33 protein-coding genes, 1 tRNA gene and 5 pseudogenes are annotated in these 26277 nt (G+C 45.1%); 28 read left to right on the forward strand and 11 right to left on the reverse strand.

Translation table 11 applies throughout. From position 1 onward, the window contains the following. The 6 genes from JCM19037_RS25450 to JCM19037_RS02200 all read left to right on the forward strand — a co-directional run. The coding region (locus JCM19037_RS25450) for a hypothetical protein (protein WP_042397424.1) at positions 1-676 on the forward strand (676 nt) is incomplete at its 5' end. A 12-nt stretch (positions 677-688) separates the two neighbouring features. Continuing rightward, positions 689-889 carry a hypothetical protein gene (locus JCM19037_RS02185; RefSeq protein ID WP_152548900.1) on the forward strand — a complete coding sequence of 67 codons (201 nt, stop codon included), beginning with the start codon at positions 689-691 and terminating at the stop codon, positions 887-889. Positions 890-891: 2 nt separating this feature from the next. After that, complete coding sequence (locus tag JCM19037_RS23890) at positions 892-1044, forward strand: XkdX family protein (protein ID WP_081828986.1); 153 nt, start codon at positions 892-894, stop codon at positions 1042-1044. Positions 1045-1096: 52 nt separating this feature from the next. Next, positions 1097-1441 carry a hypothetical protein gene (locus JCM19037_RS02190; RefSeq protein ID WP_042397430.1) on the forward strand — a complete coding sequence of 115 codons (345 nt, stop codon included), beginning with the start codon at positions 1097-1099 and terminating at the stop codon, positions 1439-1441. Between the two features lie 208 nt (positions 1442-1649). After that, positions 1650-2342 carry an N-acetylmuramoyl-L-alanine amidase family protein gene (locus tag JCM19037_RS21885; RefSeq protein WP_052363463.1) on the forward strand — a complete coding sequence of 231 codons (693 nt, stop codon included), beginning with the start codon at positions 1650-1652 and terminating at the stop codon, positions 2340-2342. Continuing rightward, complete coding sequence (locus tag JCM19037_RS02200) at positions 2342-2596, forward strand: hypothetical protein (RefSeq protein WP_042397431.1); 255 nt, start codon at positions 2342-2344, stop codon at positions 2594-2596. The genes JCM19037_RS21885 and JCM19037_RS02200 overlap by 1 nt, the downstream gene beginning before the upstream one ends. Positions 2597-2612: 16 nt before the next feature. Here the strand turns inward: JCM19037_RS02200 and JCM19037_RS02205 are convergent, their stop codons facing one another. The 7 genes from JCM19037_RS02205 to JCM19037_RS02235 all read right to left on the reverse strand — a co-directional run bounded on the left by JCM19037_RS02205 (position 2613) and on the right by JCM19037_RS02235 (position 6161). Further along, on the reverse strand, positions 2613-3083 hold the full coding sequence (locus JCM19037_RS02205) for a hypothetical protein (protein ID WP_042397434.1): 471 nt from the start codon (positions 3081-3083) through the stop codon (positions 2613-2615). Next, positions 3067-3279 carry a hypothetical protein gene (locus JCM19037_RS02210; protein ID WP_042397437.1) on the reverse strand — a complete coding sequence of 71 codons (213 nt, stop codon included), beginning with the start codon at positions 3277-3279 and terminating at the stop codon, positions 3067-3069. The genes JCM19037_RS02205 and JCM19037_RS02210 overlap by 17 nt, the downstream gene beginning before the upstream one ends. A gap of 13 nt (positions 3280-3292) precedes the next feature. Then, the gene (locus JCM19037_RS02215; protein ID WP_052363464.1) at positions 3293-3568 is read right to left on the reverse strand and encodes a hypothetical protein; all 276 of its coding nucleotides are present in this window, start codon (positions 3566-3568) and stop codon (positions 3293-3295) included. A 66-nt stretch (positions 3569-3634) separates the two neighbouring features. Beyond that, the gene (locus tag JCM19037_RS02220) at positions 3635-4048 is read right to left on the reverse strand and encodes a hypothetical protein (protein ID WP_042397439.1); all 414 of its coding nucleotides are present in this window, start codon (positions 4046-4048) and stop codon (positions 3635-3637) included. Positions 4049-4140: 92 nt separating this feature from the next. Further along, positions 4141-4554 carry a replication-relaxation family protein gene (locus tag JCM19037_RS02225; protein WP_238544501.1) on the reverse strand — a complete coding sequence of 138 codons (414 nt, stop codon included), beginning with the start codon at positions 4552-4554 and terminating at the stop codon, positions 4141-4143. 175 nt (positions 4555-4729) lie between these two features. Continuing rightward, the gene (locus JCM19037_RS02230; protein ID WP_042397446.1) at positions 4730-5941 is read right to left on the reverse strand and encodes an FtsK/SpoIIIE domain-containing protein; all 1212 of its coding nucleotides are present in this window, start codon (positions 5939-5941) and stop codon (positions 4730-4732) included. 4 nt (positions 5942-5945) lie between these two features. Beyond that, a complete protein-coding gene (locus JCM19037_RS02235) occupies positions 5946-6161 on the reverse strand; it encodes a hypothetical protein (RefSeq protein WP_042397448.1) in 216 nt (71 codons plus the stop codon). Positions 6162-6436: 275 nt separating this feature from the next. Here JCM19037_RS02235 and JCM19037_RS02240 point away from each other — a divergent pair, with 275 nt between their 5' ends. Next, entirely contained in the window at positions 6437-6658 is a 222-nt protein-coding gene (locus JCM19037_RS02240) for a helix-turn-helix transcriptional regulator (RefSeq protein WP_052363465.1), read from the forward strand. Between the two features lie 55 nt (positions 6659-6713). Here JCM19037_RS02240 and JCM19037_RS28105 read toward each other — a convergent pair whose 3' ends face one another. After that, on the reverse strand, positions 6714-6839 hold the full coding sequence (locus JCM19037_RS28105) for a hypothetical protein (protein WP_152548901.1): 126 nt from the start codon (positions 6837-6839) through the stop codon (positions 6714-6716). Positions 6840-6895: 56 nt separating this feature from the next. Next, on the reverse strand, positions 6896-7735 hold the full coding sequence (locus tag JCM19037_RS02245; RefSeq protein WP_042397454.1) for a tyrosine-type recombinase/integrase: 840 nt from the start codon (positions 7733-7735) through the stop codon (positions 6896-6898). Between the two features lie 125 nt (positions 7736-7860). Between JCM19037_RS02245 and JCM19037_RS29805 the strand changes: the two are divergent. The 3 genes and pseudogenes from JCM19037_RS29805 to JCM19037_RS02255 all read left to right on the forward strand — a co-directional run. Further along, positions 7861-7953 (forward strand): annotated as a pseudogene (locus JCM19037_RS29805) (sporulation transcription factor Spo0A); the annotation flags it as partial. Positions 7954-8108: 155 nt separating this feature from the next. Beyond that, complete coding sequence (locus JCM19037_RS02250; RefSeq protein ID WP_042397457.1) at positions 8109-8696, forward strand: hypothetical protein; 588 nt, start codon at positions 8109-8111, stop codon at positions 8694-8696. A 74-nt stretch (positions 8697-8770) separates the two neighbouring features. Further along, positions 8771-9136: a hypothetical protein gene (locus JCM19037_RS02255; protein ID WP_042397458.1), complete on the forward strand. Its 366-nt coding sequence runs from the start codon at positions 8771-8773 to the stop codon at positions 9134-9136. Here JCM19037_RS02255 and JCM19037_RS02260 read toward each other — a convergent pair. Next, positions 9133-9384 (reverse strand): DUF2627 domain-containing protein, encoded by a 252-nt coding sequence (locus tag JCM19037_RS02260; protein WP_042397462.1) that lies wholly within the window; start codon positions 9382-9384, stop codon positions 9133-9135. The two genes, JCM19037_RS02255 and JCM19037_RS02260, sit on opposite strands and share 4 nt — an antisense overlap. Positions 9385-9529: 145 nt before the next feature. On the opposite strand from JCM19037_RS02260, the pseudogene JCM19037_RS02265 reads away from it, so the two are divergent. The 12 genes and pseudogenes from JCM19037_RS02265 (at position 9530) to JCM19037_RS02315 (ending at position 20302) form a co-directional block, all read left to right on the forward strand. Then, positions 9530-11568 (forward strand): annotated as a pseudogene (locus JCM19037_RS02265) (sigma 54-interacting transcriptional regulator). 118 nt (positions 11569-11686) lie between these two features. Continuing rightward, positions 11687-12757: a Glu/Leu/Phe/Val dehydrogenase gene (locus JCM19037_RS02270; RefSeq protein ID WP_042397465.1), complete on the forward strand. Its 1071-nt coding sequence runs from the start codon at positions 11687-11689 to the stop codon at positions 12755-12757. Between the two features lie 24 nt (positions 12758-12781). Further along, positions 12782-14197: a dihydrolipoyl dehydrogenase gene (lpdA, locus tag JCM19037_RS02275; protein WP_042397467.1), complete on the forward strand. Its 1416-nt coding sequence runs from the start codon at positions 12782-12784 to the stop codon at positions 14195-14197. A 14-nt stretch (positions 14198-14211) separates the two neighbouring features. Then, a complete protein-coding gene (locus JCM19037_RS02280; RefSeq protein ID WP_042397469.1) occupies positions 14212-15204 on the forward strand; it encodes a thiamine pyrophosphate-dependent dehydrogenase E1 component subunit alpha in 993 nt (330 codons plus the stop codon). Between the two features lie 14 nt (positions 15205-15218). After that, on the forward strand, positions 15219-15554 hold the full coding sequence (locus JCM19037_RS26520) for a hypothetical protein (RefSeq protein ID WP_255357832.1): 336 nt from the start codon (positions 15219-15221) through the stop codon (positions 15552-15554). Continuing rightward, on the forward strand, positions 15455-16255 hold the full coding sequence (locus JCM19037_RS28110) for an alpha-ketoacid dehydrogenase subunit beta (RefSeq protein WP_255357833.1): 801 nt from the start codon (positions 15455-15457) through the stop codon (positions 16253-16255). The genes JCM19037_RS26520 and JCM19037_RS28110 overlap by 100 nt, the downstream gene beginning before the upstream one ends. After that, positions 16209-17443: pseudogene (locus JCM19037_RS02290) on the forward strand (dihydrolipoamide acetyltransferase family protein). Before JCM19037_RS28110 ends, JCM19037_RS02290 begins: the two are co-directional and overlap by 47 nt. Positions 17444-17534: 91 nt before the next feature. Further along, on the forward strand, positions 17535-17939 hold the full coding sequence (locus JCM19037_RS02295) for a BrxA/BrxB family bacilliredoxin (protein ID WP_042397772.1): 405 nt from the start codon (positions 17535-17537) through the stop codon (positions 17937-17939). A gap of 61 nt (positions 17940-18000) precedes the next feature. Then, positions 18001-18372: a hypothetical protein gene (locus tag JCM19037_RS02300; protein ID WP_307189704.1), complete on the forward strand. Its 372-nt coding sequence runs from the start codon at positions 18001-18003 to the stop codon at positions 18370-18372. Between the two features lie 55 nt (positions 18373-18427). Continuing rightward, positions 18428-18501: transfer RNA gene (locus JCM19037_RS02305), tRNA-Arg, on the forward strand. A 249-nt stretch (positions 18502-18750) separates the two neighbouring features. Next, positions 18751-19776, forward strand: coding sequence for an aromatic acid exporter family protein (locus JCM19037_RS02310; protein WP_238544502.1), 1026 nt, complete (start codon positions 18751-18753; stop codon positions 19774-19776). A 64-nt stretch (positions 19777-19840) separates the two neighbouring features. Beyond that, complete coding sequence (locus tag JCM19037_RS02315; protein ID WP_081829009.1) at positions 19841-20302, forward strand: L,D-transpeptidase; 462 nt, start codon at positions 19841-19843, stop codon at positions 20300-20302. A gap of 58 nt (positions 20303-20360) precedes the next feature. Here JCM19037_RS02315 and prli42 read toward each other — a convergent pair whose 3' ends face one another. Next, the gene (gene prli42 / locus JCM19037_RS25460; RefSeq protein ID WP_193744223.1) at positions 20361-20459 is read right to left on the reverse strand and encodes a stressosome-associated protein Prli42; all 99 of its coding nucleotides are present in this window, start codon (positions 20457-20459) and stop codon (positions 20361-20363) included. Positions 20460-20601: 142 nt separating this feature from the next. Here prli42 and JCM19037_RS02325 point away from each other — a divergent pair, with 142 nt between their 5' ends. The 6 genes and pseudogenes from JCM19037_RS02325 (at position 20602) to JCM19037_RS02350 (ending at position 26202) form a co-directional block, all read left to right on the forward strand. Then, entirely contained in the window at positions 20602-21051 is a 450-nt protein-coding gene (locus JCM19037_RS02325) for a YaaR family protein (RefSeq protein WP_042397477.1), read from the forward strand. 17 nt (positions 21052-21068) lie between these two features. After that, on the forward strand, positions 21069-21542 hold the full coding sequence (locus JCM19037_RS02330) for a low molecular weight protein-tyrosine-phosphatase (RefSeq protein WP_042397481.1): 474 nt from the start codon (positions 21069-21071) through the stop codon (positions 21540-21542). 13 nt (positions 21543-21555) lie between these two features. After that, positions 21556-22173 (forward strand): fructosamine kinase family protein, encoded by a 618-nt coding sequence (locus JCM19037_RS02335; RefSeq protein ID WP_042397483.1) that lies wholly within the window; start codon positions 21556-21558, stop codon positions 22171-22173. Next, positions 22170-22352: a fructosamine kinase family protein gene (locus JCM19037_RS28115; protein WP_152548903.1), complete on the forward strand. Its 183-nt coding sequence runs from the start codon at positions 22170-22172 to the stop codon at positions 22350-22352. The genes JCM19037_RS02335 and JCM19037_RS28115 overlap by 4 nt, the downstream gene beginning before the upstream one ends. A gap of 214 nt (positions 22353-22566) precedes the next feature. Beyond that, positions 22567-24397: pseudogene (gene asnB / locus JCM19037_RS02345) on the forward strand (asparagine synthase (glutamine-hydrolyzing)). 465 nt (positions 24398-24862) lie between these two features. Next, a pseudogene (locus tag JCM19037_RS02350) lies at positions 24863-26202 on the forward strand (MATE family efflux transporter). The last annotated feature ends 75 nt before the right edge of the window (positions 26203-26277 follow it).

The following is a 26277-nucleotide window of genomic DNA, read 5'->3' on the forward strand; positions in this document are numbered from 1 at the left end:
CCACGTAGCGTGGCACGGTGAGCATGCGGACTATGAAGCTACGGTTATTTATTACGCTAAGTCTGAGGACGGTGGGCAGAATTGGGAGACGGAAGTGGCAGGGTACTTTAGCGATCACGACATTGAGAACTGTTCAATTACGGTAGACGCTAACAATGACGTGTTTATTGCTTGCTCAGAACATGCGGCATCTGGACATTCCCCGAGGTTATTGATTCTGAGTAAAAATAGCGATGGCGAGTGGTCTTATAATCGTGTAATTTCGGCATGGTTTACAGAAATGGGGTCAGATCACATTCAGCCGCAAACCCTCTACGATCCTTATTTTAAGTTCAGCGTCAAAGAAGACATTCCTCCGCTAACTTTTGCGGTAGATAAAGGCGACGATCCAAGTGTTCGATTTTACGGCAAATGGCAAGAGGGCGAAGAGGTACTGCTGGAACAATCCACCGCCATCTACTATATCAACCGTGAAACCGATGAATTAATCGTTTGGGTGCAGAGGGATGAGGATCTTGAAATAACCGCCTTTGCTAACGACCAGCAGATGGACAAAGAAACTGAAGGCAACGAAGACCAGTTTTCGATACAGCTATTAGAGCCGGCAGAGATTGAGTTGAAATTCGAGATGACTCAGCCTGACGCGACGAAGTGCGAAGGATTACGAAGGTGTTAGGAGGGGTTGCTCGTGTCTAAGCGAATTAAACGGTTTCCAACGTCGGATGAACGCAATATACAGCAATTAGGTCAAGACGTAACCGATACGCAACTAAACGACATGCTTCATGCGCAAGAAATCACGGATTTATGGATCGAAAATATGACGATCGCACAGGCGCAAACGGATCAAGATTTACGTTTGCTAACGCTAGAAATGAGGGAGGCGTAACTATGGGATTTATGTACGAAACGCTGAAAGAACGGTACGCAAAGAATTGGTGTCGCATCGATCAACTTGCGCAATTTGTCGCATTAGGTGCGCTCACCGCCGACGGTTTTGAGTCAATCACCGAGCAATCATTCGAGGAATATATGAGCGCCTAAAAGGCGTATTTTTTATGTAGTTTAAGCCGCAAACAGAAAGAGAGGCGACGAAGTGAGTGGCAATAACACGACTAACACGGACAAAATTGACGACTTAATCCAACGGTACGAAGCGCTACGCCTCGAAATGGGCGAACTAAAAAAAGAAGTAGCCGACCGCAAGCACACGACAGACGCGAGCTTTACCGACGTTAACGGAAAAATTACGGAACTTACACATAAGATGCAGCTTTTTGAGCTCGAACTAAGCTCGCAAGTAAAGTCGGTTGACGATAAAGTCGATCACCTTACGACGGAGCACGAAAAAAACGCCGACCGCAGTCAGAATAACGCCGAATCACTTATGCGTACCTTGCGCTGGGTGGTCGCGTCGTCGGCGTTGCTTTACTCGCACTAATCGTAATTGTGGCGGTCATGCTAGGCGTTGACCCTGCGCATCTACCGTTTAATTAGGCGCAACACAACGAAGGAGAGGAGTACGCAACTATGCAGATTATCAGCGATTTAATACCGACAAGCGCACGCAACCGCCCGCAAATCCAGCAGACTCCGCGCAAGATAATCGTACATGAAACGGCAAACAGGCACGCGGCGCCAATGCTGCCATGCACGGTCGCTACGTAAAAGGTGCGGACGCACGGGCGCGGTCGGTGTCGTGGCACTACAGCGTTGACTCACGCGAAATACGTCAACACTTACCGGACACGGAACGCGGCTGGCACGCCGGCAGTGGCAACGTAAATAGTATCGGCATCGAGCTATGCGTAAACAGCGACGGCAACTGGGCGCAAACGAAGCGGCGCGGGCAGCAACTTATCGCTTACCTTATGAAAAAGTGGGGCATTACACTCGCAAACGTAGAGACGCACCGCGCGCAGACCGGCAAGAACTGCCCGGCTAACTTATTGCGCGAAGGTTTTGCGGCGTTCAAAGCGGGCATCGGCGTTGTGCCAACGGAAGAAGTAGCGTCAGAATATACGAAACAGGAGGCGGTCATTATCAAAGCGGAAAACTTTCAGTGGGCGAGCGGTAAAAACGGGTTTGAGGATATTTTGCGCAGACACGGCAATAAGAACGAAAATGATGCGTACAAGAACGGCTCTTTGACGGAGAGCGACGCGTTTGGCGTAGTGGCTAAAGCATTACTCGCGCAACCGTCCGAGACTGTACCGGACGCACATAAAGACGCGTGGGCGGAGTTTACGGATCGCGGCATCGTTAACGGCGAGCGTCCTAATCATCCCGTAACGCGTGCGCAATATACAACGATGCAAAAACGTCAGGAGGACGGTAAATAATGGCGGCTAATAAGAATACGAAGTCTGTTGCGCAAAGTATCGTAGAGTACGTCGTGGCGTTTGCTGCGGCGGTATTTTTGGCGCTACAGGCGCAGTTTGGCGTGGTCATCGACGAATCCTGGCTCGAAGTGCTGGCGAATGGCGGTGCGTTAGCCGTGATCGCGTATACCGTTTATTCGAATAAGTATACGACGGGCAAGGCGCGGAAACAGGCGGCGTCATTGGAGCGCCATAAGGACGAGTGGACGAAGTAACAGTAAAAGCCTCACCTTAATTGGCGGGGGCTTTATTTTTCGGTAAATATTTTTCCTCCAGTGGCAGGCGACCATTGTTGTAAGCATCTTCAGCGGTTAAAAAGCCTGTCTTATAGTATCGTTTACCTTTAACGGTGATCCACGCACGGTACCTCAAATTGCCCGCACTTTGCGTATAGTATTTGCTTACACCACGATAGCCTGTCGAGCTATCCTTGCGTGGTTCTTTGCCTTTAAATAGCGGCATTGCTACGTCATTAACTCGTTTTCTGTCGTATTGTTTACGTAAATTTTCTTGTTCTTGTTTTGTTTTTAAACATCCACATGATTTAGTCTCGCCTGTTGTCAGATAGATACCTTTTACGGTAACGATATTTCCGCATTCACACTCACATAACCATTTAATACGACCGTTGACGGTTTCGGCTTGTTCGGTGACGGTTAACACACCGTAACGTTTTCCAGTTAGATCAATCTTTCTCGGCATTATAATTTCCCACCTTTAAATTTTCTACATCTTCTCTCCAAAATAGTTGCACCTTACCAGTGCCAGTGCCAGATTCTTTCGCCGGTTTTATATGACCTTTATTTACATGATATAAAAAGGTAGGGCGTGTCATCCCCGCCAATTCTTGCGCTTCTTGACGTGTGAGGATTTCTTTTAAAAATTCGTGCTTATCCATAATTTCCACTCCATTATCTAATGTAGTCCACTGTATCCCACTCACATACTTCTGATTCGTCTTCGATTTCTCGCCAGTTGTCGTTCGCCAACCAGTATACGGTTGCTTCTTCGCCTTCTTCGCTTACTGCTTGCGCTGAATAGTAAAGGTCTTGTTCGTCGTTTGGTGTATCCATGTATTCCGTTTTGTGGCTTATTTGCGCTTGTCCCAAAAGTCTGTAAGTTGATCCTTCAAATTCTACATCGTATCCAAAATCTGCTCTTTCCTCATATCCGTTAAACTTGTCCATTTTTATTATCTCCTCACAGCGTCGGTCGCTACCCTAAGTTTTATTGAGAGGAGCCGAAGCCCCTCGTTAGAATAATTGCGCAATCACCTTAGCGTCGATCATGACGATCTCGTTGTGGTCTAAGATACTTTCCGGGTCGCCCATCACGTGTTTGCTTGCGATAAGGTAGCAGTGGTTTGTGATGTATCCTCGTTTTGCAGGTTCGTCAGCTTGCTCCTTGCGGTAAGAGTATTGTTCGTCTGATGCAACGACGTCCCAAGCACTTACTCCGTCGAATTCTTCCATTTCTTCGTATTCTTCGGTCCCGTAATCAGGAAATTCTCGCTCGTCTTCTCGTTCGTCGTTATGGCGGCTGTAGTCTTCGATGATCTCACCGACTTGACGTTCTTTATCTTCGAAGCGGATTCCGATGAAGTTGTATTCTCCTTCCAATTCTTCTTTTGCTTTCTCGATCGCCTCATACATTTCTAATTTTGTCATCTTCGTCACGCTCCTTGTTTAATTTGTTACCTAATTTTATCATGTTAATATAACAATCATCAAGTATTAATCTGAAATTAATTTAATTATTGTTAAGTCAATGCAAATAACTCGCCAACACTCCGCGACTGTAGTACGTTAAACGGCGTCCCGCCCACGTCATACTGCGTTGCACCAACGATCCACACGTGCGGAAACAATGCGCCATCCGCCGGCTGCCACTCGTAATTGCGCCAATCGCCGCCGTTATAGTGGCGTTCATACCGCGCCAGTTTGTCGCTAAATACGCGGGCGGAGTATTGCGTGCGCTGTATTTCCACGTAAAAGGGCGCGTTCTTCCATATCATAAACACGTCCGGCTCGACGCTACCTTTCGCACCAACGCGCGGCTCGACCGTAAATAACGCCGGATCCTCATACTTTGCGCAATCTATATAAAAGTCGGCAATCCGTAAAAAGTGCGGCAGTTTCGTGCTGTCCGGTTTTATCTGCGTATCTGCCGCCATATACACGTATTCCTGACGATCAGTCACCGCCTTTACGCGTCCCTGTCGCCTCAACCGTAAGAGTACGTGGTTACACGACGCCACGGCGTTTTTAAGTCCGCCGAAGTGTAGCGTGATTATTTGCGTCCGTGTTAGCGCGCGAAAGTTACGCAAGTCAGCCAGTATTGCGCGATCTCTAGCGTTCATTTTGACCGCCTCCTTTGCCGTCCAACAGACCGAATATTTGTTGCGATTTTGACGGCGTGTTTGTAGGCGCTTCTGTGCGCCCGATGACGGCGTTTTCTTCCGTTGCGTGAACGTTTGTGTCAGGCGTAACATAAAACGGCGTCAGCGTCTTTACAGCGTCGTCTAACGTTAACAGCGGCGCTTGTAATTCCGTCAAAGTTTCGTGCTTGAATACGTACTTCCCGCGCTCGGCTAACGTAATGGACTCCGCGCCCCGCGTGCCGATAATCCTTGCGTTGATTGCGTCTGCCGTCCGAAAGCCCATGCGTACCGTCAGATTAACTTTCAGTTTACCGTCGAGTACCTTTGCGTCCGGTCGCTGCATCGACAGTATCAAATAAACGCCAAGAGCACGCCCTAACGCGCTAATTTCTTCGATAATTTCGAGCGCAGACTTATCACCTTTTAATAGAGCCACTTCGTCGATGCAAAGTAAAACGGTCGGCGGACGTAGGGCAGCCGGAAGGTCAACGACATTTGCCGCACCATTAGCGTCTAAAAGAGCGCCGCGTGTCGTAAGTAACCGCCTTAATTTGCGCAAAGTAGATAACAAAGCGTCTGCCGTTACGTCTAATGACTTTACGTGCGCGACATGCCGGAACAAATGAAACTCCGAGCGCTTCAAGTCGCCGAGGTATATTTCGATGTCTTGCGGGTCTTGCGTCAATATGAGCGTAGTCAGTATCGACCGCACCTGCGTAGACTTGCCGCTACCCGTTTCGCCAGCGATCAGCAAGTGAGGCGCGTCTGCCATGTCGTAGGTGACGTGTTGACCGTACGCATCTTTACCGCAATAGACAGGTAAGCGTAGCCCTGCCATAGATTGCGCAAAGTCTTCGTAGCGCCACCGGAAGGATTTTAGCGCCCCGCCGTGGAATATCGTAAGGACGTACTTTTTGATGTCGTCGGAAGTCAGCTTAATTTGCGCGCCGTAAAACTGGTAAAACGCGTATTCGCCCTTACGGACTGTCTGCGGGTCTAAGCCGTTAGGCAACGTGAATACATAACGCGTATAGTCAGCGGTCAACTTAACGTCGTGTATCTTGGGATAAATGTAGCGCTCAGTTTTGTCGTGCTTGTAGCGCAAATATAGACCGGCCGCATGAAAACAATCGGTGAGGCGCGTCCTGTGGCGTCGCATCGCTAGATAATTGCGTAACATGACGTCACCACCTCATTAACGGATTTAGCGCAACAAAAGCGACCAAGCCGCCGATCAACAAAAACGGCAATACTGCGTCTACAGTGCCGGCGATAATACGTGCTGTCTGCGTCGACCTACGGACTTGCTTGCGCTCGGTTAGCGCCATGCCGATCAATACGCCGCCCGTGCCGAGGACGACCGCGTAGCCTTGCACAATTACGTCATTAATTGCGTACATACAAAACCCTCCGATTATTCAGATTTCAGCCGGCGCCGCCCCGCCAATTACAATCACTCGCTTCGCTTTCCTCCGCCGCGTTTTAAACAGATTACGTTTTTGCCGTTAGACTACGTTATTTGCGCAAATTACTATAGCAGCGTTACTTTAGCGGATACTTTAGTAGCAACTAAACGGGAAATGCGAAATGCCGACGCAACTGCTTTAGTAGATACTATGGTAGGCGGCTCGTACATAATTCCAATATTCGGGATAAAATTTCGGAGGTGGTTTTGATGGGACTCGGAAAAGAACGATCAAAGTTTGGACGCTACTTGGACGCGCAATCCATAACGCAAAGTAAACTGGCAGTTGCCGCCGGCGTGCCGAGCAGTACCATCAGCAGACTTGCGCAAAGTGACCGGCATGAGCCGTCGTATAGCGTGGGGCGTCGGCTGATTTTGACGTTGAGAGCGGAGGGGTATGCGGTAGGAGATGATGACTTTTGGACAAGTTGACGCATATTATAAGGAAGAAACCCGACACAACTTAATGTCGGGTCTTTATATTCCACTATTTAAAACGTACAGTGCCACGCTTCTTTTCTGCGCCATTGTTGACTAAAGAGTCTACGGGAGAAGACTTTTCGTGCAATTGTTTCACGTCAACTTCTGCGTACTTAACGTAGACATGCGTCATGTTGTAGCTCGTATGCCCGAGTATGCGCATGAGTGACGATACATCACCGCCATTTTTTAGGTACTTAACGGCAAAATAGTTGCGGAAGGTGTGCGGTGAGACACGCGCGTTTTAACACCAACACGCCGCCCATAGTTGTGTAAGTTCTTAGCAAAAGTATCGCGATGGCAACGTTCACCGAATTGCGTTAAAAACAACGGATCATCACCGTCCGTGTTTGTAAATGCAACCAGCTTGTTAAGGTTGCGAACGGTAAAGCGTGACAGCGGTAATATACGCGACTTTTTATCCTTCGTTGTTTCAGCACGTAACGTAATTTGTCCGACCTTACTTTCGAAATCTGATACGTTTATTTGCGTTAGTTCAGTTGAACGCGGCCCTGCGTCAATAAGTACGAGCATCATACAGTAGTCACGGAATCCTGTATATGTTCGTTGAACGGGCGCTGAAATCAGAGCTTTAACATCTTCGTCGGTAAATATCGAAAACGTATCGCTTTCTTGGCTAAACTTACCGATACCTTTCACGATATTTACCCGTATCTCACCGATCGATGTAAAATAGCCGAAAAACGAGCTTAGGTTGCGCAAAGCATTATTAAGTGATCGTCCTGTAACGCCTCCTTTTTTCGTGGGGCTGGTCGGATGTTCGTCCCAGCGATCTTTGTTGCGCAAGTAATCAATGTAGTCGATTATGACCGGTTGAGTTAGCGTAGGTTCACCGACTTCCTTGTACCATTTCGAAAACTGTTCTAACGATTGGCGATAGGTGCGTAGAGTTTTAGGGGAACGGCCGAGCTTTCGCTTAACTTCTAAAAACTCTTCGGTTTTTTCTTCGATGTCAAAGCGAGTAATTGCGTTATCTTTGCGTGATAAAAACGTAAATTGCTTGTCCAATTTTGCGCCAATCCTTTCTTATAAATTTGCGCTTGAGATTGCAATAAACTAACGCCCAATTTATCGGATTCACATAAACTCAATTCCGATAAGTTTTTCTGAAAATACCGTAACTACGGCGTTTATATACGGTCAGTATGTCAAAAGCTAAACCGACCAACAGTGAATTCATCGCGATGGTCGCTGATAAGCTTCGGATTGAACATAAAGTAAGCTAACGTAAAGAAGACTTTTAAAGAGCTTAACGTTTCAACTGATGTCGACAAGAACGAAAAGAACAGTCCGCATGAAGGGCTGTTCTTTTTTAATCTATGATGATTTTTATCGGCTTCGGGCATAGTATGGAGGAACATGTCTGGAGGAGGTAAGAAACATGCGTGTCGGAATGATTGAAGACGTTGTATGTCGGCTACTGACGACAAACCGTGAAGAGATTCCTTATCAAAGAATTGTGGTGATTGAAGAAGAGGACATTACCGAGTTAAGAGCACTTGATTTCATAGAAAAGCGAACCGTTGCCGTCATTAATGCGAGAGCGTCATTAACGGGGAGGAAATGGCATCAAGGTGTAAAAAAACTGATCGCCAATCATATTCCCGTGTTTGATTTGGTGCATCGTGGTGATGTAAAGCAAATTCAGCAAAATCGTAAAGTACGCGTGAAAAATGGCGCATTGCACATTCGAAGGTCGGGAAAATGGGAAATGTTAGGTCAAATCAAATATTATGACCCAGAACGTGTGGAGCGACTAATAGAAAGCGCAAAACAAAAGGAAGTATCGGAGAAGCAACGAACGGTTGAACAAAAATTGGTACATATGGGAGAGGCGATTCGCTCCATGAAATTCGCGAATGAGCTACGGTTGATCGGCCCATTCTCATCGTTGAGCGTTATGCGAACATTTTACGTGATCTTACAATCATCAAAAAGTACATTCGGAAACTTGCGCCCATCATCATAGCAGTAAATGATATCGTTCCAGATTTAAGAAAGCGCAGTATAAAGCCGGACATAGTGTTTGGGGAAGTAAAGTTAATGGATGCGATCACTTTATATGAAAGTGTTCATGAAAATCGTACACTTCATCTTGCTAAAGAAGACACAGCATCGCTTATGGAAGCAGAGAAAAGGGAGCTTAGTTATCGAATTCATGAAGGGGTCGGGTCATCAATGAGTACAGCGTTATTGTACGCATTACAAACGACGAGTGGAGCTGTGTGGACGTTAACAGATCGAAGGGTTATTGATGATTCTGAAATGGGGCTTTTGTTTCTAATGGAAGAGAAGCGAATTCATTCGTTAACTTCAATCGCTTCTCTATTAGGCGCGGGATTACGAGAAGACCCACTAGAGTGGATAAAAAATAGAGCGCTTATGTCTGGAGCGGACGGATGGTATTAATCATTCGTCGCTTCTTTTTTGTTTTGGAAACGAGGTGCGAGTTTGCCATTTTTACGGTCACGATGAAAGATAAACCCACCGATAAAGCCCATTCCAAGGACAAATAGCAAGAGCCCAGCTATAAATTGTAGTGTGAAGTTCGGAAAAGGGCTCACTTGGACAGCGAAAACAACATCCCGCATCCACTTAATACCCACACCTGCGAGAAAAACAGGAATGAGTAAGACGATCAAGGCAATTAGGCGCAAAAGAAGACCCTCCTACAGCAAAAGTGTACGTTCTTATCATAGCACAAATCGTCCAACTCGTCTTTGGGTGCTCACTTGCGTATTCTTAAAAGTTCATGGATAGTGGAGGGAGAGGATACGTAGTTAAGCGAGGCGGGTGAATGGAGTGAAGAAAGCGTTAATTGTCGGAGCAGGACGTGGAGGGACGGCGTTGTACCATCTACTGTTGCAGTATGAACAGATGCGAGTGTATGCCGTTGCAGACTTAAAGAAGGACGCTCCAGGAATTGTTTTAGCTAAACAGCAGAACATTCAAACGGGAACGGATGCAATCGCTTTATATGAAGATGTCAAACCCGATGTTATTTTTGAGGCGACAGGAGACACAAAAGCGCTTCGGTCATTGCAAAATCATGTTCGTCATACTGCTGCGATTGTGCCCGCTCACGTCTGTAATTTACTTTACCAGATGCTTACAGAAAAAGATGCAAACCAACGTTTGCACCGGGCGATCTTACAATCTACATGACGGGATGATTGCCATTGATGAAGCGGGTATGACGACGGTTTTTAATCCTAGCGCAGAAGCGATGACAGGTCTAAGCGCACGGCACATGCTTGGAAGACCACTCGTCCAAGACATGCCTAGCAGTCGCTTGCCTCGTGTTGTTGAAACGAAACAAAGCGAGCATCACCAAAAACAACAACTTGAAAACGGTCAGCAAATTATTACAACACGTGTTCCTCTTTGGGATGGCCAACGTTGTATAGGCGCATTGTCTGTATTTAAAGACATTACCGAGCATGTAGAAATCACAGCTGAAATTACGAACTTAAAAAGTGTTCAACGTATGCTACAAGCGATTATCCATTCTTCAGATGAAGCCATTTCGGTCGTAGATGAACAAGGCACAGTTTATGATTAATCCAGCTTACACAAGGTTAACTGGATTAAAAGAAGAAGAAGTGATTGGACAACCTGCAACGAAAGACATTGCTGAAGGCGAAAGCATGCATATGAAAGCGTTACGTACTCGTAAGCCCGTGCGTGGCACGCAAATGAAAGTAGGCAATGCCCGTCGGGATGTAATTGTAAACGTAGCTCCTATCCTCGTTAATGGAGAGTTAAAAGGTAGCGTAGGTGTTTTGCACGATGTGTCCGAAATTCGTGAACTTACCGTTCAACTTGAAGAGGCAAAGCAGCGAATACGCACGTTAGAGGCCAAATACACGTTTGATGACATTGTTGGTCAATCCGCTGCCCTCATGCTAGCTAAAGAACAGGCAAGGGTAAGTGCAAATACTCCAGTTGATGTACTATTACGAGGGGAGTCGGGCACAGGTAAGGAATTGTTTGCCCACGCGATCCATAATGAAAGTAACCGTAAATACGAGCCGTTTATTCGTGTGAATTGTGCCGCTTTAGCCCCTTCTTTGTTAGAAAGTGAGCTGTTCGGTTATGAAGAAGGAGCATTTAGCGGTGCGAAACGCGGAGGAAAACGAGGGTTGTTTGAAGAAGCTCATAAAGGCAGTATTTTTTTAGATGAGATTGGTGAGTTACCAAAGCCAATGCAAGCAAAGCTTCTTAGAGTCCTTCAAGAGAAAGAGATTGTACGCGTTGGAGGTACGAAGTCGATCCCCATTGATACACGCGTCATCGTAGCAACAAATGTGAAATTAGAAGAGGCAATGAGCGACGGTGATTTTCGTTCTGACTTGTTTTATCGTTTAAATAAGATGCCGATCCATATTCCCTCCCTTCGCGAACGAAGAGAAGATATTGAGCCGCTTAGCCATCATTTGTTAGAGAAGCTAAACAGTGAGTATGGAAGGTTCGTCCAGTCCATTACTGAACAAAATCAAAGAAGCATGCAACGATATGATTGGCCAGGGAATGTTCGGGAGTTAGAAAATGTGATCGCACGGGCGCTTATTCATTTAGACTATCGTTCAGCGGTTATGAACAATGTAGAGATTCCATCTTCACTCATGCAAAAACCTTCGTCTCGTACACTCCAAACATCCAGTAAAACAGGAGGTACGTTAGACGAGCAATTAGGTGTTTATGAGAAACAGCTGCTCGCTGACGCAATGAAAGAAAATTTCGGAAATAAGACGCAGGCGGCAAAAGCGCTTGGAATCTCGATAAGAAATCTATATTATAAGTTGGAGAAGCACCAGCTTGCAGAAAGTGACCTGCAATAATTTGCGTATGTGCAATATTCTGCAGGGTGTTTCGGCAAATTTCTAGACAAAACGGTTGGCACAGTTTTTGCAATTACTATAGACAACAAGAAGCTCAACGTAAGAGGAGGAATGGACGATGGAATTGTTTGAGGAGATGCAAACCGATCAATATGAGCAAGTCATCTTTTGTCAGGAGAAGACATCAGGCTTAAAGGCGATTATTGCCATTCATGATACAACACTTGGTCCTGCTTTAGGTGGGACGAGAATGTGGAACTACGACAACGAAGAAGATGCCCTCCGTGATGTTTTGCGTCTAGCGAAAGGAATGACCTATAAAAATGCAGCGGCTGGCTTGAACTTAGGTGGTGGGAAAGCTGTCATTATCGGCGATGCGCGTAAAGATAAAAATGAAGGCATGTTCCGTGCGTTTGGTCGATACATTGAAGGGTTAAGCGGCCGGTATATTACTGCTGAAGATGTCGGTACAACAGAAGCGGATATGGACACCATTTACCAAGAAACCAACTATGTAACCGGAAAGTCAAAAGCGTTTGGTTCAGGAGGAAATCCTTCACCTGTAACCGCTTATGGTGTGTACGTTGGAATGAAGGCAGCGGCTAAGGAAGCGTTCGGTACCGATTCACTTTCAGGGAGAACGGTAGCGATGCAAGGGGTCGGCAATGTATCGTTTGAACTTGGAAAGTACTTACACAAAGAAGGAGCAAAGCTGATTGTAAGTGACATTCATCAACCGTCGGTGGACCGTGCGGTAAACGAATGGAATGCAACCGCTGTTGCCCCAGAAGATATTTATGATCAAGAATGTGATATTTTTGCTCCTTGTGCGCTTGGAGCTGTCATTAATGACGATACAATTCCAAGATTAAAAAGTTCCGTCATTGCGGGTGCAGCGAATAACCAGCTAAAAGAGCAACGTCACGGAGACGTTTTGCATGAAAAAGGAATTATTTACGCACCTGACTATGTTATAAATGCTGGTGGTGTCATCAATGTGTATGATGAATTGCTTGGATACAACCGAGAGCGTGTCATGCAAAAAGTCGAAGAGTTGTATCATTCAATGACGAGAGTATTTGAAGTGTCAAAGCGAGACAATATCCCGTCATATCAAGCCGCAGATCGCATGGCTGAAGAAAGAATTCGAAGCATTGGTGCTGTACAAAAAACCTATTTGCATAAGTAGTTTCTTTCTGGGAGGAGGATTCTTATGACTGTAGAATATGATCTTGTCGTACTTGGAGCTGGAACGGGTGGATATGTTGCCGCCATTCGCGCCGCGCAGTTAGGGAAAAAGGTCGCAATCGTAGAAGCGGGTACGGTTGGAGGTACGTGCTTAAACCGGGGGTGTATTCCGAGTAAAGCACTCCTAAAAAGCGCAGGCGTATACCGACAAATGAAAGAGGCAGCAACGTTTGGTGTGGAAGCGAGTGGGATTACGCTTAATTTTCCAGAAGTGCAAAAACGAAAGAACGGTATTGTTGACCAGTTACAAAAAGGGGTGCTTCACCTCTTGAAAAAGAACAACATCGATCTTTATGAAGGATACGGTCGTATGCTCGGTCCGTCAATTTTCTCACCAAGCGCTGGTAGTATTTCTGTTGAATTGTCTGGGGACCAAGAAAATGCCATCCTTGTGCCAAAGAATCTCATCTTAGCGACAGGTTCTAAACCGCGTCATCTACCAGGATTAAACGCCAACTCTCCTCTCATCATGACGTCAGATGAAGCGCTTGAATTAGAAGCGTTACCTGCTTCTGTCGTCATCGTAGGTGGGGGTGTGATTGGAACAGAGTGGGCGTCAATGCTAGTCGACTTTGGCGTGGATGTGACCATCATTGAGGCTGCCCCACGGATTCTCATGACCGAAGATGAAGATGTTGCACAAGAAATGACAAAGCGATTAAAGGCAAGAGGTGTCAACATCGTGACTGGAACTTCCATCGATGTGTCTACATACGCGGAAAAAGACAGCAAGATGGGTGTCCAAGCTGATGATGGAAGTGACTATGAAGCGGAGAGCCTGCTTGTTTCTGTCGGCAGAGAGAGCAATATTCAAGACATTGGTCTACAAAACACAGACATCGTAAGTGAACAAGGAAAAATTAAAGTGAATGCGTTCGGTCAAACCGCAGAAGATCATATTTATGCGATTGGGGATATCGTTTTAGGCCCTGAGCTAGCGCATGCCGCGTCCAATGAAGGCGTGACAGCGGTTGAGCATATGTTTAACCTAGATCCTGCGCCGTTGAACAGTTTTTATGTTCCACGCTGTATATATAGTGCACCGGAAGCCGCAGCCATTGGTTTTACAGAAACAGAGGCGAAAGATAAAGGGTATGAGATTGTGACTGAAAAAGTCCCTTTTAAAGCAATTGGAAAAGCGCTCATAAATGGGGATGCTGAAGGTTTTTGTAAAGTGATTGTGGATCAGAACAACAACGATTTATTAGGTGTTCACATCATCGGTTCTCATGCGACTGAGCTCATTAGCGAAGCGGCTTTAGCGTTGTTTGTCGATGCAGCTGGCGTTGAAATTGCCGAGACGATTCATCCGCATCCAACATCTTCTGAAGTCATGAAAGAAGCTGCACTCGCCATTGATTCGAGAGCGATTCATTTCTAAAAGGAGGCATTTACATGTCCACATCCAAGCATGCACAGTTAGGATTATCTGATAATGACGTTTTGTATATGTACGAATCTATGATTCGAGCAAGGAAAGTAGATGAGCGATTATGGCTATTAAATCGTGCGGGCAAAATCCCATTTGTCATTTCTTGCCAAGGGCATGAAGGGATGCAAGTAGGAGCCGCAATGGCACTTGATGGCAAAAAAGATTATTTGCTTCCATATTACCGAGATATGGCGATGGTCATGCACTTTGGTATGACGACCGAAAACATCTTGATGGCCAACTTTGCAAAAGCTGAAGACATTAGCTCAGGTGGACGTCAGATGCCTGGGCATTATGGTAGCAAAGCGCTTCGCATAGTGACCGGATCATCACCGGTGACAACCCAAGTGCCTCATGCGGTAGGTTATGCACTAGCTGGCAAGATGGAAGGAAAAGATTTTGTTTGCCTCACTTCATTTGGGGAGGGCTCTTCAAACCAAGGAGACTTTCATGAAGCAGCGAATTTTGCAGGTGTACACGATTTACCCGTCATCTTCTTTTGTGAAAATAATAAATATGCAATCTCAACCCCAGCTGATCGTCAACTCGCTTGTGAGAGCATTGCCGATCGTGCCGCAGGGTATGGGATGGATGGTGTATCCGTCGATGGAAACGATCCATTAGCGGTTTATGAAGCTGTAAGCCGGGCAGTGGAACGCGGAAGAAAAGGAGAAGGGCCAACGTTGATCGAAGCCGTATCGTATCGATTGACTGCCCATTCTAGCGATGATAACGAGCTCACGTATCGAGAAGCAGAAGAAGTGAAAGCTGCAAAAGAAAAAGATTCGATTGTGACATTCACGAAATACTTGAAAGATGCGAAGTTGCTTACCGACGAACAAGAAGAAACCATCCATAAACAGATTCAATCAGAAATTGATGAGGCTACAGATCACGCAGAGCAAGCGGCGTATGCTGATGCAGAATCTGCGATGCTGCATGTGTATGATCAATAGAGGAGGATTTTCTTATGGCGATGATGAACTACCTCGGAGCAATTAATCTTGCACTCAAAGAAGAGATGGAGCGAGATGAAAAGGTTTTCATTCTCGGTGAAGATGTCGGCAAGCGTGGTGGCGTATTCCTTGCAACTGAAGGGTTATACGAACAGTTTGGCGACCGTGTACTTGATACACCTTTATCAGAATCAGCAATTGCCGGTGTCGGAATTGGGGCTGCGATGTACGGGATGAGCCAGTTGCTGAAATGCAGTTTGCTGACTTCATGTTGCCGGCTGTCAATCAAATCGTTTCAGAAGCTGCGAAGATTCGCTATCGGTCAAACAACGACTTTCACGTGCCATTAACTGTAAGAGCGCCATACGGCGGAGGGGTCCACGGGGCGTTGTATCACTCTCAATCGATGGAAGCGATGTTTAATAGTATTCCGGGTCTTAAAATCGTCATTCCGTCAAGCCCGTATGACGCAAAAGGACTATTAAAAGCCGCCATTCGAGATGAAGACCCGGTTCTGTTTTTTGAGCATAAACGTGCGTACCGCCTTTTAAAAGGTGAAGTACCAGAAGAGGATTACACACTGCCCATCGGCAAAGCTGCCATCAAACAAGAAGGAGAAGACGTGACGGTTATTACGTACGGACTGAGCGTCCATTTTGCCGAACAAGCGGCGAAGGAGTTAGAAGAAACAGGAATAAGCACACATATCCTTGATCTTAGAACCGTGTATCCGATGGACCGAGATGCCATTGTTGAAGCAGCTAAGAAAACAGGTAAAGTCCTTCTCGTCACTGATGATAATAAAGAGGGAAGCGTGATGAGTGAGGTAGCAGCTATTATTGCTGAAGAGTGTTTATTTGACCTCGACGCCCTGTGGAACGACTTGCAGCGCCAGATGTTCCTGCAATGCCTTATGCGTCACCGCTTGAGAAACAATTTCTTGTTACAAAAGACAAAATCCAATCAGCAATTCAAGAACTTGCTGAGTTTTAGGAGGGGTTCGGATGGCGAAGGAAATTACGATGCCGCAACTGGGCGAAAGTGTAACTGAAGGGACAATCGATCGTTGGCTCGTTGAAGTTGGCGATCAAGTGAATAAGTATGACCCGCTCGCTGAAGTGACGACGGACAAAGTGAACGCGGAAGTCCCATCTTCTTTTAGTGGGACCATTAAAGAGCTCGTCGTGAAAGAAGACACAACAGTTGCTGTTGGCGATCTGATTGCTTATATTGAAACAAATGATGAAGAAGGATCAGAACGTGAGCAAGAACGTGAGAACAGAGAGCCTAAAGAAGCACCGAGCACGAAAGAGCAATCTGGGGATTCATCCATGAAAACTCGTTATTCTCCCGCTGTTCTTGCCCTCGCAGGGGAACATGGCATCGATTTGCAGCAACTTACTGGGACGGGTAGAGGCGGACGGATTACGCGTAAAGATGTAGAAGCATATGTAAAAGGGAGCGCAACTCGGAGCGCACCGCAAAAACAAGAAGCAAAATCACCACCATCTGATGTGAGCGAACAGCGCCAAGAGTCCCAGTCTTTACGTGCAGGTGACGAGCGCGTGCCAGTCAGTGGGGTGCGTAAAGCAATTGCCAATCGCATGACGCAAAGTGTTCAAGAAATCCCTCATGCTTGGACGATGGTTGAAGTCGATGTGACGAACCTCGTTCGTTACCGAGAGCGCATTAAAGGGTCTTGGAAAGAAAAAGAGGCTATTCTTTAACGTACATGCCATTCTTTATGGAAACCGTTGCCCAAGCATTAAAAAGACACCCTGTACTCAATGCAACGTGGGATAAGGATGCGATCGTCTACAAAAAGGAGATCAATCTTTCTGTCGCCATTGCCACTGATGATGCATTATTCGTGCCGGTTGTCCATCATGCAGATGAGTTAAACGTGAATGGGTTTGCGCGAAAGTTGCATGAACTCGCCGATAAGACGAGAAGCAATACATTAAGCAACACTGATATGGCTGGGGGTACGTTTACGATTAACAACACCGGCTCTTTTGGGTCGATTCAATCTATACCGATTATTAATCACCCACAGGCTGCGATTTTGTCAGTAGAATCAATTGTCAAACGAGCGATCGTACAAAAAGATGACAGCATCGCCATTCGCTCAATGGTGAACTTATGTTTATCCATTGACCATCGAGTTCTCGACGGCTTAGCTGCAGGCCGATTTTTACAAGATGTTAAACACGAACTAGAGTCATTTTCGCAAGATTAAATTGAGCAAGAGATTTGAGTTTTTCCCTCGAACTCGTTACAATGTATAAAGATTGATTAAAGGGGGCATCAACGTGGAATTTCAATATTTTATGAACGATGTAGTCAACGCTGCACGTGAAGAAATGTCTGAAGCTGGCTACGATCATTTACGATCCGTAGAAGATGTTGATAAAACACTTTCGCAAGAAGGAACAACACTAGTTATGGTAAACTCAGTATGTGGTTGTGCAGGTGGGATTGCACGTCCAGCAGCGGCGTACATGAGAAATTATGAAACAAAACCTGACCGTTTTGCAACCGTATTTGCAGGACAAGACCGCGAAGCAACAGATCATGCGCGTTCTTACTTCAAAGGGTTTGGACCATCTTCACCATCCTTTGCACTTGTGAAAGATGGAGAAATTAAAATGATGGTTGAGCGTCACGAAATTGAAGGACATGAGCCTATTGAAGTTGTTCAAAAACTTGAAAAAGCTTTTGACGACCATTGTTAATAACAACCTGAGCCGCTTCTTAGCGGCTTTCATGATGTAGATAGAGGAGTCGAATTAAAGAATGATGAATGAACTGTATGAACGAGTACAAGATTACTTAAACATGGAAGAAGAAATTGACTTTAAAGAATTTCAAGCGTACTACAAGAAAGTGACAGACTATTTACAAGCAGAAGGACAAGACTTGGAAGAGGAGAACTTGTGGAAAGGCCTACTCGTTGTGGAAAGCATTGCATCCAACTCTTCCAACCGTGCGAAAGAGATTCGTAAAGGCCCAGAAGTAAAGAAATACAAGCGAATGAACGAGCGTATGAAGCTTTGGGCGCAAAACATTACAAAACGTCTCACTGCTTTAGGGTACAATGATGAGCAGATTAATGAGCGTTTTCATGAAATGTTAGAAGAGCGCGAAGAAAATCCGAAAGATTCCTAGAATATGATTGACAGACGTTCTTATATTCCAATATAATATAAGTTGTCTGTTTCATGCGCCTATGGTGAAAGGGATATCACGCGAGATTCCGGTTCTCGTATTCCAGGTTCGAATCCTGGTAGCGCGCCAATCAGTACCTTAAGTGGGCGAGTACCCATACATATAATAAATTAGAAGCACGATCAGCAAATGCTTTCCATCGGTGAACGCTTCAGCTTCCTCAATAGATATGAGCTTTTGAGGATGTACAGCTGTTGCTCTCCTTTCGGTAAGTCTACTGACGTGCTTTTTTAATGAAATTCTTTCTTGAATAGCAACACGGACCTAGATGCATCATAAATAACGAGGGTTGAAGATGGGGGGGACTGTTGCAAAAGCGTGAAGCTTGTGCAACGGGAACAAGTGTTTTTTGGGTATCGCACGTTAAAAACAGCCATCGGTGCAGCGGTAGCAATTTTTATTGCACAGTGGCTAAACTTAGACTTTTTCGCTGCTGCAGCAATTATAACTGTACTTTGCATTCGCGGTACGAAAAAAGGGTCGTTACGGAAAGCTTGGGAACTATTTGTAGCGTCGATGACAGGCTTGTTCTTTGCCGTAGTAATCTTTGAGGTGCTTGGCTATCATCCGCTATCTTTGGCCGTACTCATCGTCTTGTTCATCCCCGCACTCCTTAAGTTGAAAGCCATTGACGGCATTATAACGAGCATTGTCATCTTGCTCCATATCTACACGGTAGGTACAGTATCATTCACAATTCTTTGGAATGAATTTTTGCTAATCGTCATTGGGATTACCGTCGGTCTTATTATGAATTTGTATATGCCTAGTTTAGATGATGATATTTATGAGGATCAGATTCAGTTAGAGGAATATTTTGAACGGATACTAAAAGAGTATTCCAAATATCTATATAACAAAGATGATGATTGGGATGGAAAAGAACTGACTGCTGCAGGGGATTTAATTAAGAACGGTAAAGCGAAGGCACTTCGTGCAATTGATAATCATTTTTTGCGTCACGATGACTATTTTTATCATTACTTTGATATGAGAGAAAAGCAGTTTGCCATCCTCGAACGCATTCTGCCATTTATCTCGACATTGGATACAACGTCAGAAGGGAAACAGATGGCGTCATTTTTAAGACGATTAAGTGATGCAGTGAATCCAGGTAATACGGCTGGGCATTTTTTAGAAGAATTGGATATGCTTAGACATACCTTTTCAGAACATCAATTACCGAAAGATCATGTTGAGTTTATGACACGCGCATCGCTTTTCTACATCATTCATGAGATGGAAGCGTATTTGACGATTAAGCAGATGTTTAAACCCGATGAGAATCGAACGCATATGATCAAGAAAAAGAAGAAGCTGAAAAGAAAAGGCGTGTCTTCATAGGAGGTGCCATACATTCGTGAACATTTTACTGATCATTACAGTATTGTTGTCTTCTTTATGGCCGATGGACGTGCCCCCTGAACGAGGCGACCCATACATTATTGTAAACAAGGCGAGTAATGAAGTCGGTTGGATCAATGACGGGAACGTACAAGACGTGTTTCCTGCAGCTACTGGACGCACGAAGGATTTGACGCCTGAAGGTGAATTTACGCTCATTGTTAAAGCGAAAGATCCGTATTACCGAAAGCTCGACATTGAAGGTGGATCAAAGGATAACCCGCTCGGCAGTCGCTGGCTAGGATTTGACGCTAAAGGAACGGATGGGAGAATGTACGGCATTCATGGAACGAACGAACCAGAAAAAATATCCGAGTATGTTTCTAATGGTTGTATTCGTTTACGTAACGATGATGTCATTCGTTTATTTGACCAAGCCCCTGTCGGAACACGAGTGTGGGTAGGCGCTGAACAGCACAAGTCAATTGACATGATTGCTGGGGAGTTGAATCTCTTATATGAATAAACAAAACGAAGAGGCATGAAATGGGAACATTTCATGCCTCTTCGTATGAACATTATCCTTACATAAATGAAGCTGCTCCGGCAAAGAATGTGCCGACAACGAGTACAAAAATCATCGTATAAATGATGACCTTTTGAAAGATACGTTTGCGAGGCATCTCGATCCCTCCACTAAATTCATTACTTCCATTGTAAAGCCTAATTACGTTTGGAACAAGTCCAATTTCTTTACTGTTGATTTTGAACACGAATGACCGATATAGTAAAGAGAGGATGCCAAGAAGTAAAGGAGTTTCTGTCATGGACATTGAACGAGTGGGCACGAAGGCAAGTCTAACCATTCCAGCACGCCATACAACTCGTGCGGCACGGGCGAACTCATCAAATGGTTTTCAAAACATACTCGCTAAAGAGAAGATGGATCAGTACGTCGCGCGTTTGAATGAATCATTTTCCAAAATAAAAGAACAAGGCATTCGCCTTGCTGAAAACAGAACGTTAAAAGAACTTCAGGCGTATAAGGCGTTAGTCAAAGGGTTTGTAAAAGAAGTCGTTGATGAAGGGTTAGATGCGAAGCAGCAATCGGGATTTAATCGTCGCGGGCAATCGAAGACATACCTGCTCGTTCAAGAAGTAGATCAAAAGTTGCTCGACTTGTCGAGAGACATATTGGAAGCTGAACGACCACACTTGCATATTTTGCAACAAGTGGGACAGATTGAAGGGTTATTAGTTAATTTATACGGTTAAATAAAGGAGTTTTTTCTATGGTAGCTGTGTTGTTTGTTTGTCTAGGCAACATTTGCCGTTCGCCAATGGCAGAAGCAATTTTTCGGAGTCAAGTAAGCGAGGCTGGTCTTTTAAATGAAGTCGATATTGATTCTGCAGGTACAGGTCATTGGCACATTGGAAAGCCTGCTCATGACGGAACACTTGGGCTTCTAAAACAAAAGCAGATCGCACACGATGACTTGATCGCGAGGCAAGTAACGAGAGATGATTTAAAGAAATATGACCTTGTCATTGCGATGGATGAGCAAAACTTTTCAGATTTACAAAACATGCGGAAAGTTGAAGATGACGTCGAGATCTCTCTATTGCTCGATTATTTACCCGAGCAAAGAGATAAAAATGTGCCTGATCCCTATTTTACTGGGGATTTTGAGGAAGTGTATGCGCTCATTTCTGAGAGTTGTGAGAATCTGTTGGCGGATGTTCGAAATCGCTGGCTCGTATCGTAATGAACGGATTTGAATGGGTTGTACAATCGAACGTGTGAGTAAAAACGACTGGCAGACCGTTTCAAAGCTTACCGATCAATTTGGTCACTTTTACTGCTTAAAACAACAGCATAGCGGTCCCACTGACGCGTTAGCAAAAGAAGCCAATAGTTTACGTAGATTAGATGAAGCGGGTGTTCGAGTGCCTCCGATTATCGACGAAAGCGAGGAGTTTCTTCTTACCGCGTGGGTGGATGGGGGGCAAGCGACGCTTCAGTCCGAGGCGTTTGCCAGTGAGCTAGTCAAGATGCACCTTCACGAAGCAAACGATTTTGGTTTGAAAGAAGATCATTACATCGGTCGAGTTGAGCAACCGAATGGCACGTACGATTCGTGGATTTGTTTTTTCCGGGAAAAGCGGATACTCGTGCAAAAGCAGCTGCTCATGCGAGCGAATAAGCTTAGTGAAAAACAAATCATACAGTTGAATCGCTTAAGCGATCGGTTATCTGATCTGATTGAAGAACCCGCATCGCCTAGATTGTTGCACGGAGATTTATGGTCAGGTAATTGGGTGTATGATGGAGAAGGGTTGCCATACCTCATTGACCCGTGTTCTTTTTACGGTGATCCGCCTACGATGTGGCGATGATTCAATTGTTCGGCGGATTCCCTGAAGACGGGTGGGGTTTATACAAAGAGGCCATCGGTGCCCCAAGCGCTTCAGCGATAGATGTGTATCAACTATATTTCTTGCTCGTTCATGTGATGATGTTTGGTGAAATGTATGTACCGGCAGTGAACCGGATTCTTAATAAGTATGGGAATTAAACGACGAAAGCGGGCATCAGTTTTTTGATGCCGCTTTCGGTTTTTTTGTAAAATGAGTCGCCCGCTCCTGACCTGTGCCATCGCTTGAAAAAACCGCCTGACTCATCCTCGCAATTTGTGTGTGAGAATGACGATTTCTAGTGTGTTTGCATAGTGTAGAGAAGTGACTGGGTGAAGAGCGATCTTCGCACAACCGTTGAAAGGGAGGATGACGATGTGCGGTATTGCGGGTTGGTTAGATTGGAAAAAAGATTTGCGCGCACAAGTCGAGCAAATTGAAACGATGACGAATGTGTTGGCACACCGAGTCCTGATGCTTCAAACATTTGGACCGATCAACATCTTTTGCTTGGGCATACAAGGCTTGCCGTAATTGACCCGAGTGGTGGGTCGCAACCGATGACGAGAACACACGAAAATCGTACGGGTACCATCGTGTATAACGGTGAATTGTACAACACAGATGAAGTTAGAAAAGCATTGACACAGTTAGGGAGAACGTTCACGACACATTCCGATACAGAAGTGTTGCTTCATGCGTATTTGGCATGGGGGGAAGCGTGTTTAGAGCGGCTAAACGGCATTTTTGCATTTGCGGTTTGGGATGGCGAACGACTCTTTATTGCAAGAGATCGTCTCGGTGTGAAGCCGTTATTTTATAAAAGAACATCTTCAGGAATGATTTTTGGGTCAGAAATAAAAGCGATTTTGGCGCATGCCGATGTTGAGGCTAGCCTAACCGAAACAGGTTTGACGGAAGTAATGAGCTTGTCCCCGTCAAGAACGCCAGGTTTTGGTGTATTTGATGGGCTAGAAGAGCTTCGTCCTGCCCATTACCTTTCGTTTGATCGAAATGGTTTTAATGTTCAGAGGTATTGGCAAGTAAAAAGTGAAGTTCATCAGGCAAATGCAGAAGAGACCGCGGGAGCGATACACGATTTACTCAAGGATACGGTCGAACGGCAGCTCGTCTCTGATGTGCCGTCGCTTCATTTTTGTCCGGGGGATTAGATTCGAGTGCACTTACCGCATTTGCGGCGAATACTCGAACAGCAGAGGCGCCACTCCATACATTCTCCATTGATTATGAAGACAATGACCTTCATTTTAAAAGCAATGCATTTCAACCGGATGATGATCAATCGTATATCGAGAAAATGACAGATGCTTTCGGGACGGTTCATCATCGCAAGATTATTACGATTGATCAGTTAAAAGACCATCTGAAAGATGCTGTAGTGGCTCGAGACCTTCCAGGTATGGCAGACGTAGACAGTTCGTTGTTATGGTTTAGTAAAGAGATTAAAAAGCAAGCAACAGTCGCACTTTCTGGAGAGTGTGCGGATGAGATTTTTGGTGGCTACCCATGGTTTTACAAAAAAGAGTTATTGTCCCGACCTCTATTTCCGTGGATGTCATCACTTGAATTGCGTAAAGGCTTATTGAATGAAAAGTGGAAAAAGAAACTTCCATTAGAGGAATACGCCAAAGCTAGGTACGACAAAACCATTGCTGAGACCCCGCACCTAGATGGTGAAACCGGGGAAGACCGGCAACGAAGAGAAATGTTTTACTTGAATATGATCTGGTTTATGACGACACTGCTAGACCGAAAAGATCGGATGAGTATGGCGGCAAGCCTTGAAGTACGGGTTCCATTTGCCGATCATCGACTCGTCGAATACGTTTGGAATATCCCGTGGGAGATGAAGCGGTACCAAGACCGGGAAAAAGGACTGCTAAGAAAAGCGTTAGAAGGCGTGCTTCCTAACGATGTCCTTTATCGAAAGAAAAGTCCGTATCCCAAAACCCATCATCCGAAGTATACGGAAATGGTAGCCGCGCTTTGTGAACAGATGCTCGAAGATCGCGATGCTCCTGTTCATGAATTTCTAGATCGCACGGTTCTCACTGAGCTCGTAAGAACACGGGCAAAAAAAGTAGATACGCCGTTTTTCGGACAATTAATGACCGGCCCTCAATTGCTCGCGTATATTTGGCAAATGAACGAGTGGATGAAACTGCATAACGTCAAAATTAAATAAAAAAATCCGCATGGGTAAACATGCGGATTTTTGTGTGGGCACATGTAAATATCAATTCAGAAAACAACTAAGAATTCACACACCGAGCAGACAGTTAGATGCAATCTTTTGTACTTCTAAATGGTTGATAACGCTTCTAACGTGGTTCTTTCAGGAAAGAACTTCAGAAAGTATGATGACGAGGACGCACGTTCATAATAAGGGACAACGTTGCTGTTTTTACGGGGAAATGGCTATTTAACAAAACGTGTGCGTTTTACACATGTGCACGTTTTGTTTTTACTCCGATTGGGAAATGTTACTGTTGTATACTATAGGGGGGTATATTGGCATTAATTGTCAACAGAGAGGATGAAGCGAATGAACACGGCTGATCGCGTACTCGAAGAAGGATTAATAACGACAGAGAAAATAAAGATCATTCTCATTATCGCGATGCCTGCAGTGATCGAGAATTTCTTTCAAATGTTACTCGGGTTTGTTGATACGTTATTTGTGGCCCAAATTGGCTTAGAAGAAGTAACCGCAGTCGGAGTAACAAATGCAATTCTTGCCATCTATTTTGCGATATTTATGGCGATCGGTGTAGGAGTAAACGTCCTTATGGCCAATGCGATCGGGGACGGTAACCAAAAACGAGCATCTGCATCGCACAACAAGGCATCATTCAAGCAACCATTGTTGGGGTATTGCTAGGAATGGCTACATTGCTGTTTGCAGAGCAAATGATCCAAGTACTCGGTGTCACCCCGCAAGTACTTGAAATTGCGACGGTCTACTTCCAGATTCTTGCGGTCCCTTCAATTCTTATGGCACTTATGTTCGTATTTAGTAGCATCTTGCGAGGGACAGGAGATACGAGAGCACCGATGAAGGCAGTGATTGGTGCCAACATCGTAAATATGTTTTTGGATTATGTATTGATTTTTGGATTTTTATTTATACCACCACTAGGTATTGTTGGTGCAGCACTTGCAGGCGTTTTATCACGGATAGTTGGAACAGCTATGTTACTCTATTATATGAAAAGAAATTCAAGTCTATCGTTTACGCGAAGCCAATTTCGCTTTAATGGTAAAGATCAAAAAGCGTTACTTTCACTAGGAGCCCCAGCCGCAGGTGAGCAGTTGGCGATGCGGATTGGGCAAGTCGTTTACTTTGGATTTATTGTCGCATTAGGTACAACGACGTTCTCAGCACATCAAATTGCTGGGAACATCGAGACATTTTCTTATATGATCGCCTATGGCTTTGCCGCAGCGGCAACAATTTTAGTCGGTCGACTCGTCGGTGCCCATCGGTATGAACAAGCGAAGCAATACGCGAAGTTAATTGCTATCATTTCAGCTGTATTTATGGTTGGGATGGGTGCCTTGCTCTTCATTTTTGGTGGAACCATTGGTCAGCTATTTACCGATGATCCTGTTGTTATAAAAGAAATTGGCACAGCATTAATGATTGCAGCGTTCTTTCAACCATTTCTAGCGATTGTGCTTACGTTAACAGGCGCTTATCAAGGAGCGCGCAACACAAAATTCCCGATGTATTTAACGACAATAGGTATGTGGGTCGTTCGAACGGTCGCCGTCTATGTGTTAGCGGTTCAATTAAGCTGGGGGATTGCAGGTGTATGGGTTGCCATTGGACTTGATATTGTCATACGAGCCATTGTTCTTTGGTATCGCGTGGAAACCGACCGATGGATTAAACCAGAGAAGGAAGTTAGCGAAAAAGAGGAGTTACGGTGTCACTGCAATCCGCAAGTAAAGCATGCACATGTAAGTGGGTGCGTGAACAATTATTAATGTTTGACATACCCTACTGGGGTATTGTATTATAATGACTGTAGCAATCATTGAAGAAGCTCGCTGACTGTGAGC

Origin of the sequence: Geomicrobium sp. JCM 19037, assembly GCF_000698105.1 — a bacterium.
GTDB lineage: Bacteria > Bacillota > Bacilli > Bacillales > Marinococcaceae > Geomicrobium_A.

What these genes read in the sequence shown, in the direction of transcription:
- JCM19037_RS26520 (WP_255357832.1), top strand. Translation starts at nt 15,219, where the DNA reads ATGGCGATGATGAACTACCTCGGAGCAATTAATCTTGCACTCAAAGAA.
- JCM19037_RS02295 (WP_042397772.1), top strand. Translation starts at nt 17,535, where the DNA reads ATGAACGATGTAGTCAACGCTGCACGTGAAGAAATGTCTGAAGCTGGC.
- JCM19037_RS02240 (WP_052363465.1), top strand. Translation starts at nt 6,437, where the DNA reads ATGGGACTCGGAAAAGAACGATCAAAGTTTGGACGCTACTTGGACGCG.
- JCM19037_RS02235 (WP_042397448.1), bottom strand. Translation starts at nt 6,161, where the DNA reads ATGTACGCAATTAATGACGTAATTGTGCAAGGCTACGCGGTCGTCCTC.
- JCM19037_RS02220 (WP_042397439.1), bottom strand. Translation starts at nt 4,048, where the DNA reads ATGACAAAATTAGAAATGTATGAGGCGATCGAGAAAGCAAAAGAAGAA.
- JCM19037_RS28105 (WP_152548901.1), bottom strand. Translation starts at nt 6,839, where the DNA reads ATGACGCATGTCTACGTTAAGTACGCAGAAGTTGACGTGAAACAATTG.
- JCM19037_RS02200 (WP_042397431.1), top strand. Translation starts at nt 2,342, where the DNA reads ATGGCGGCTAATAAGAATACGAAGTCTGTTGCGCAAAGTATCGTAGAG.
- lpdA (WP_042397467.1), top strand. Translation starts at nt 12,782, where the DNA reads ATGACTGTAGAATATGATCTTGTCGTACTTGGAGCTGGAACGGGTGGA.
- JCM19037_RS28115 (WP_152548903.1), top strand. Translation starts at nt 22,170, where the DNA reads ATGATTCAATTGTTCGGCGGATTCCCTGAAGACGGGTGGGGTTTATAC.
- JCM19037_RS02280 (WP_042397469.1), top strand. Translation starts at nt 14,212, where the DNA reads ATGTCCACATCCAAGCATGCACAGTTAGGATTATCTGATAATGACGTT.
- prli42 (WP_193744223.1), bottom strand. Translation starts at nt 20,459, where the DNA reads ATGCCTCGCAAACGTATCTTTCAAAAGGTCATCATTTATACGATGATT.
- JCM19037_RS28110 (WP_255357833.1), top strand. Translation starts at nt 15,455, where the DNA reads ATGCAGTTTGCTGACTTCATGTTGCCGGCTGTCAATCAAATCGTTTCA.
- JCM19037_RS02230 (WP_042397446.1), bottom strand. Translation starts at nt 5,941, where the DNA reads ATGTTACGCAATTATCTAGCGATGCGACGCCACAGGACGCGCCTCACC.
- JCM19037_RS02205 (WP_042397434.1), bottom strand. Translation starts at nt 3,083, where the DNA reads ATGCCGAGAAAGATTGATCTAACTGGAAAACGTTACGGTGTGTTAACC.
- JCM19037_RS02315 (WP_081829009.1), top strand. Translation starts at nt 19,841, where the DNA reads ATGGACGTGCCCCCTGAACGAGGCGACCCATACATTATTGTAAACAAG.
- JCM19037_RS02325 (WP_042397477.1), top strand. Translation starts at nt 20,602, where the DNA reads ATGGACATTGAACGAGTGGGCACGAAGGCAAGTCTAACCATTCCAGCA.
- JCM19037_RS21885 (WP_052363463.1), top strand. Translation starts at nt 1,650, where the DNA reads ATGCACGGTCGCTACGTAAAAGGTGCGGACGCACGGGCGCGGTCGGTG.
- JCM19037_RS02210 (WP_042397437.1), bottom strand. Translation starts at nt 3,279, where the DNA reads ATGGATAAGCACGAATTTTTAAAAGAAATCCTCACACGTCAAGAAGCG.
- JCM19037_RS02300 (WP_307189704.1), top strand. Translation starts at nt 18,001, where the DNA reads ATGATGAATGAACTGTATGAACGAGTACAAGATTACTTAAACATGGAA.
- JCM19037_RS02250 (WP_042397457.1), top strand. Translation starts at nt 8,109, where the DNA reads ATGCGTGTCGGAATGATTGAAGACGTTGTATGTCGGCTACTGACGACA.
- JCM19037_RS02330 (WP_042397481.1), top strand. Translation starts at nt 21,069, where the DNA reads ATGGTAGCTGTGTTGTTTGTTTGTCTAGGCAACATTTGCCGTTCGCCA.
- JCM19037_RS02215 (WP_052363464.1), bottom strand. Translation starts at nt 3,568, where the DNA reads ATGGACAAGTTTAACGGATATGAGGAAAGAGCAGATTTTGGATACGAT.
- JCM19037_RS23890 (WP_081828986.1), top strand. Translation starts at nt 892, where the DNA reads ATGGGATTTATGTACGAAACGCTGAAAGAACGGTACGCAAAGAATTGG.
- JCM19037_RS02255 (WP_042397458.1), top strand. Translation starts at nt 8,771, where the DNA reads ATGGATGCGATCACTTTATATGAAAGTGTTCATGAAAATCGTACACTT.
- JCM19037_RS02270 (WP_042397465.1), top strand. Translation starts at nt 11,687, where the DNA reads ATGGAATTGTTTGAGGAGATGCAAACCGATCAATATGAGCAAGTCATC.
- JCM19037_RS02225 (WP_238544501.1), bottom strand. Translation starts at nt 4,554, where the DNA reads ATGGCGGCAGATACGCAGATAAAACCGGACAGCACGAAACTGCCGCAC.
- JCM19037_RS02335 (WP_042397483.1), top strand. Translation starts at nt 21,556, where the DNA reads ATGGGTTGTACAATCGAACGTGTGAGTAAAAACGACTGGCAGACCGTT.